Origin of the sequence: Actinacidiphila oryziradicis (assembly GCF_005047355.1) — a bacterium.
GTDB lineage: Bacteria > Actinomycetota > Actinomycetes > Streptomycetales > Streptomycetaceae > Actinacidiphila > Actinacidiphila oryziradicis.
Genome location: NZ_SUMC01000259.1, coordinates 1 through 3512 on the forward strand (window position 1 = coordinate 1; position 3512 = coordinate 3512).

The 3512-nt window shown below is 65.2% G+C and carries 4 protein-coding genes; 3 read left to right on the plus strand and 1 reads right to left on the minus strand.

The features are described from left to right. Window positions 1–223: 223 nt before the first annotated feature. A complete protein-coding gene (locus tag FCI23_RS54650) occupies window positions 224–955 on the plus strand; it encodes a hypothetical protein (RefSeq protein WP_246144923.1) in 732 nt (243 codons plus the stop codon). A 518-nt stretch (window positions 956–1473) separates the two neighbouring features. Here FCI23_RS54650 and FCI23_RS54655 read toward each other — a convergent pair. Further along, the gene (locus tag FCI23_RS54655; RefSeq protein WP_136731623.1) at window positions 1474–2226 is read right to left on the minus strand and encodes a GntR family transcriptional regulator; all 753 of its coding nucleotides are present in this window, start codon (window positions 2224–2226) and stop codon (window positions 1474–1476) included. Between the two features lie 431 nt (window positions 2227–2657). Here FCI23_RS54655 and FCI23_RS54660 point away from each other — a divergent pair, with 431 nt between their 5' ends. Continuing rightward, window positions 2658–2924, plus strand: a complete 267-nt coding sequence (locus FCI23_RS54660; RefSeq protein ID WP_136731624.1) for a DUF6284 family protein — start codon at window positions 2658–2660, stop codon at window positions 2922–2924. Then, window positions 2921–3512, plus strand: a 592-nt coding sequence (locus FCI23_RS54665; protein ID WP_136731625.1) for a DUF2637 domain-containing protein, incomplete at its 3' end; no start/stop codon positions are given. The genes FCI23_RS54660 and FCI23_RS54665, both read left to right, overlap by 4 nt.

Genomic DNA, 3512 nt, shown 5'->3' on the forward strand with positions numbered 1-3512 from the left:
ACAGCCGGCACGTCGCGACTGTTCACCAACTCCCGCAACTCAGCGGTCTGTTCCACAGAGAGCTCCATGCCAGAACCAACGAGCCCCATCGATCAAAGTAACGACTGCAGGATCACGAGACACTAGTCCCTCTTCGGGCGAAAGTGGCGCGATCAACGGCGGCTCCACTAGCTACAAAGAGCTCATTAATCAGCCCGGAATTTCCCAAGAAGAGCAGGACAGGTTGAAAGCGGACTCCCTTCTCGGGAACATCGGAGCATTGCTGGTTGGTCGAGGAGATCTTGACGCGGCGCGCCTAATACTTCTGGTTGAAGAGTCGCGCCTGGAATGGGACGGGAATAATGAAAACGACCTCATCCTAGAAGTCCATCCCAGCGATCGAGCCGCCTTCACTTCGGACGTCGTCGACAAGCTGAAAGAAGTCTGCACGGAGGTGTCCAATCGCCTGGACTACGGAGTCAACTGGGTGGTGGTTCGCGAAGTGATACCGGAGGTTGGGCCTAACTGGCGCGACCTGCTCCGAGAGGCTGCCGAGGGGAAGCGGCCCACTAACCAGGCAAGACGCCTTCGGACTGCAGAGAAGCGCTGGGTTGAGGATCATCTATCCTTCACCAACGCTGGAGAATTGCGCGTTTACCAAGCCTTGAAGCATATCCAAGAGAAGATTCTCCCCAGAGAGGAGACGATTGGCATCTTCCCGCTCAGTAACGGCCGTGTTTCTGGCAGGACATGGGAGCCCGATGTAATTGTCACTTATAAGGGGCGGGTTGGAGTTCTAGAAATCGACGGCCCCCATCACAACGCACGAAAGGCACTTGATACGACGCGCGAGCATCTCCTGCGTGACGCGGGGGTTGCCTTCGTGGATCGCGTTCCTGTTGAAGCGCTCGAAGACCCGCAAGAACTGCTTTCTGTCTTGCGACGCTTTTTGCGGCGCTTGACCGACACTCGGTAGGCGGCAGAGAGAGTGCGTCGGTGCCGGCAGGAACCACAACTGTCCCTGTTGCCATCCCGTCTGCCGTCGTCCCACACACCGTGGAGCGGGCTTGCCCACTGGTGTCCAGGTGGAGCGCGCTACTGTACGAACGACCTGGACACCAGTGGGCAAGGCTGCTCGGCTTTGCCTGGGGCGTCGGCGGACGGGATGGCAGCTCCCCGCGTCAGCCACAATGCTCCTGCGGGCGCCGGCCGGTTGCCTGCCACCCCGGAGCCTGAGCGCCCCCGCCGGAGGCATGTGCTTTGGCCTGACGTAGCCGACTGCCCCGCTCCGTCGGGTCTCGCCTTAAGGTCCCGGGTTTACCTGCGGGTGCGATCGGCGGACGGCGGCGCGGAGCGGGCCGCAGGTAGGAGCGCAGCGCGGCCGGGAGCCGGACGCGCCCGGCGGAGCGGTAGCGCAGCCGGGTGCCTTGAAATCCGTAGAGAAGGTTGTAACTCAGTCTGGCGGCGTCCTGCCTATCGCCTACATGTACTTGCTCACTTTGTGTCGAGCAGAGGATAGGCGAGCTCTAGATCGTCACCGGGGAGGTGGAACTCCTCCAGGGCCAGAGGCCTGCCGGTCTCATCGAGCGTGACGCGGAGAACGTGGAACATGGGCACGCCGTCGGGGAGGCGGAGAGCGTGGGCCTGGTCTGGGAGGGGCATGCGGGGGCGGAGGTACTCGATGAAGTGCAGTTCGTGACCCAGTTCGGCGAGTGCCGCGTACAAGCGTGGGGCCGGCGGGGGGGCTTGGTCCTCGTATTTGGTGTCGATGAGTACGGAGAACGGCACGTAGGTGCGGTGGAGCTGGCGGAGGCGGCCCCGGTCGGCGGTCTGCAAGGCGTCGTAGGTGTAGAGGGGTTCGCCGGGCGGGATGCGGAGCAAGTCGGCCAGCGCGAGGGGGGCGTCCGTGCGGGTGGCTACGGGTTCCTCGGCGTCGTCCCAGCGGAGACCGTCGGCCTCGACGTAGCGACCCTCGGAGGTGCGGCGGACGCCCCGGGGGCGGGTGAGGCTGGGGCGGGAGTGGGGGGAGCGGACGAACATGCCCCGGCCCATCATGACCTCGACCAGGCCGGCGGCCCGTAGCTCGGCGATGCCCTGGCGCACGGTGGGGCGGGTGACGCCGAACTGCTTGGCGAGGATCTCCTCGGAGGGCAACGGCTGGCCTGCGGGGTAGGTGCCGTCGAGGATGCCTTTGCGCAGGTGGTCGGCGATCTGCCGGTACTTGGCCGGCGCCTTCTCGGGCGGCATGTGGCTCCTCCGATGACCGTGCCCATCCTGGCCGGTCTGGTCTGTGGACGATTCGTCTCCGGATTGGGACACCAGAGTCCCTGAAAACGATTGGGTTGACAACCCGTACTACGGGATGCACTCTTGGGTCCCGAACCCGTACTACGGGTGGAAGTCATCCCGTAGCTACTGCTTCAGATGGCCGGAGGCACCGGGAGCGGCGACGTTGTCGCGCGCCCTGTACCGCCGTGACCGCTGTTCTTTGAGAACTCAAGAGCGTGCTGAAGAACCACGAGTGCTTTTGATCCCTGGCGCGCCACCCACGCCGCGCCAGGGGTCATGACCACTCGTCACTTGACGTGGGGTCCATGGGACGCGTCGGGGCGGCTGCCAGTCCTTGCCCGGAGAGCAGCCGCCCCAAGGGCCGTCTCCCACTACAGAGAGGTAGACCCGTGCGGTACATCGCTGCTGGTCATGAGGCTGTTGCCGCCTCCGCACCGGACCGTGAACCGACGACCGAGGAACTCGCCGTGATCGAACGCGAGATGCCCGTCATACGGGCGGAGATCGAGTTGCTCGACGCACAGATCGCCGCCATGCACCACCCGCTTTCGCCGCTCGATACGAGGCGGCTCCGCCGCGCTGAGCGGCGGCTGCTGGCCGAGCTTTCGCGCCTCGCCATCGAGGAGCGGATGACCGGTGCGGCGGTGGCCGGATGACGGCCGCCGATGGGGCGACCGAGCGGCGGGTACCGCCGCTCGCCGGTCCGGAGAAGGCGCTCCTCGGCATTGTCGCTGTGCTCGGGGTCGGTGTCGGCGGTTTGGGGCTGGCCTCGTCCTTCGACACGGTGTCGGCGGCGGGCGCCCGCTGGGGCTTCGCTAATCCGAGGATGCTGCCGATCGGGATCGATCTGGCTATCCCGGTCTTCACCGCCGTGAATTTGTTGCTGATCCGGACGGACATGGCGCTGGGCTGGGTGCGGTTCGTGCCCTGGGGACTTACCGCAGTGACGTGCTGGCTCAATATCGCCGCCGGTTATTCGGTGTCGGCCAAGGTCGCGCACGGCACGATGCCGTTGCTGTGGGTGGTGCTCTCCGAAGTTGCCGCGCACGTCTATGCGTCCCGGATCGGAGCAGTGACCGGGCGCCGGATGGAGAAGATCCGCCGATCGCGGTGGGCGCTGTCCTCGATCATTCACGTGCGCGCGCCGGCTTGGGGTGATCGGCTGGGGTTGGTGATTCGGCCCGGTTCGTCCTTTGGGTGGTGTTGGCGATTTGCCCGCGTGTCGTCGCGGGTCAGCGTCGACT